At 75.5% G+C, this 2,469-nt stretch carries 2 protein-coding genes; both read left to right on the plus strand.

What is annotated here, in order from left to right:
• Positions 1–255 precede the first annotated feature (255 nt).
• Positions 256–699 (plus strand): hypothetical protein, encoded by a 444-nt coding sequence (locus tag BG452_RS32680; protein WP_188307975.1) that lies wholly within the window; start codon positions 256–258, stop codon positions 697–699.
• A 78-nt stretch (positions 700–777) separates the two neighbouring features.
• Positions 778–2,469 (plus strand): right-handed parallel beta-helix repeat-containing protein (locus BG452_RS47320; RefSeq protein ID WP_188307976.1); only part of this gene is annotated, 1,692 nt, incomplete at its 3' end.

Below are 2,469 nucleotides of genomic sequence, written 5' to 3' on the forward strand. Positions count from 1 at the left end.
CCTCGAGGGCCGCTTCTGCTGGGAGATCCCGTAGCGCCGGCCCCACCCCCGACGACCCCGCACCCGACGACCCCACACCCGACGACCCCGCACCCGACGACCCCACTGCCCCACCCCCCAAAGCCCCCCCCCCCCCCCCCCCCCCCCCCCCCCCAGCAGCCGGCCCCGCCCCCGGCCAAGTCCGCCCAGCCCGCCCCGCCGCCCGCGCCCACCTACAGCGGCGTCGCCGGCCCGGGCTGCGGCGGATCCACCTCCATGCAGCGCAACGGCTGGTACGACGACGGGCAGAAGGGCTGGCGCAACAACTCCGGCGGCTACACCGGCGACGGCTGCGCCGGCGGCTTCGCCTCGATGCCGATGTCCGGCGCCTCCGGCAAGGACGACAGCAGCAACTCGGTGGTGTGGACCTTCAACACCGGCTCGCTCACCACCGGCAGCTGCCGCCTGTCGGTGTACGTGCCCAACGGCGACCTCAAGGCCGTCGGCGGCGCCCCGACCTACTACACCGTGCAGAACCAGTCCTTCCTCGTGAACCAGGTCTCCTACCGGGGCCAGTGGGTCTCGGCGGGCACCTTCCCGCTCAGCGGCGGCCGGATCGCCGTGGTGATGCACAGCCGCGGCCAGGACTGGGTCGGCGACAGCGTCAAGACCTACGCCCACCACGCCGCCTCCGCCGTCAAGGCCGACTGCACCGGCTGACCCACCCCCAGCCCCGTACCACCGAGCACCACAAGCACGGCAAGCACCACAGCCACGAACGACGGAGGAGAGCGCCCCATGGCCCGCCATGTGCTGACGGTCGGCGCGGAGCCGCAAGAGGGCGGCTACCGCACGATCGGCGCCGCCCTGGAGGCGGCCCGCAGCGGAGCGGTGATCAGCGTCCGCCCCGGCCGCTACGACGAGAACCTGGTGATCACCAAGATGGTGACCATCACCGCCGAGGAGGCCCGCGGCAGCGTACGCATCTCCCCGCGCCGCGGCGCCGTCGTCCAGGTCGTGGCCGAGGCCGTCCAGCTCACCGGCCTGGTCCTGCACGGCCAGGACGAGGAACTGCCCACCATCGACGTCCCGCGCGGCCAGGCCGCCCTGGAGGACTGCGAGGTCGCGGGCAACTCCTGGACCGCCGTCCTCACCCGCCAGCAGGGCTCCCTGGCCATGCGCGGCTGCCGCATCGTCAACCCCGCCGGCGCCGGCATCGTCGAGACCTCCACCGGCACCAGCGTCATCGAGGACACCGTCATCGAACACCTCGGCAGCTCCGCCGTGGTGATCGGCGAGAACGCCAACCCCGTCGTGCGCAACTGCGTCCTGCGCGACGCCCGCGGCAACGGCGTGTGCGCCAACGGCGAAGGCCGCGGCTCCATCGAGGACTGCGAGATCTCCGCCACCGACAAACCCGCCATCGCCCTGGAGGAACACAGCACCACCCGGGTCCTGCGCACCACCGTGCGCGACGTCGCCATCGGCGTCTACGTCAGCTCCACCGCCCAGGTCCTCCTGGAGGACTGCGCGTTCGACGCCACCCGCGGCCACGGACTGGTCCTGGCCGGCGGCACCGACCCGCTGGTGCGCCGCTGCCGCACCACCCGCACCAAGGGCCACGGCATCCACGTCACCGCCCGCTCCCGGGGCCGCTTCGAGGAGTGCCAGGTCAGCGACGCCCAGGGCACCGGCATCCTGGTCGACGAGTCCGCCAGCCCGGTCCTGACCCGCACCACCGTCACCGCCGGCGCCGGCGACGCCGTCGACCTCACCGGCGAGAGCGCCGCCGAGTTCGACCGCCTGGAGGTGCGCGGCGCCGCCGGCGCCGGGGTCGTCGTACGCGACGGCGCCAACCCGCTGCTGCGCCGCCTGGACGTCGCCGAGGTCGGCGGCCACGGCGTCGAGGTACTGCGCGAGGGCCGCGGGCGCCTGGAGTCCTGCCTGCTGGGGGCGGGCGGGCGCGCCGCCCTGCGGGTCGCCGACGGCGGCAACACCCAGGTCGGCGCCACCACCGTGCGCGGCACCGCCACCGCCACCGCCGCCGGCGGGACGGTGAACGGCGTCGAGATCGGCCCCGGCGGCCTCGCCTCGCTGCGCGACTGCGACATCGCCGACTGGAGCGGCGAGGGCCTGCTGGTCGAGGACGGCGGCGAACTCACCGCCGCCCGCACCCGCGTCCACGGCAACCGCCGCCACGGCGTCCTGCTCGCCGCCGGCGCCCGGGCCGCCCTGACCGGCTGCGAACTGACCGACAACACCCGCGACGGCCTGCGGGTGGACTCCGAGGAGCCGGTGCGCGTCACCGGCTGCACCGTGAGCGGCAACCGCGGCTCCGGACTGCGCCAGACCCGCCCCGGCACCCGGCTGGCGGTCACCGAACTGACCAGCCGCGACAACGCCCACGCCGACAGCCACGGCAGCGCCGAGGCCCAGCCCGTCGCCGCCGCGCCCGGCACCCGCCCGGCCGGCGCCGAACCCCTGCCCGGG

The sequence above is a fragment of the Streptomyces sp. CBMA123 genome (genome assembly GCF_014596465.1).
In the GTDB taxonomy this organism is placed as follows: Bacteria; Actinomycetota; Actinomycetes; order Streptomycetales; family Streptomycetaceae; genus Kitasatospora.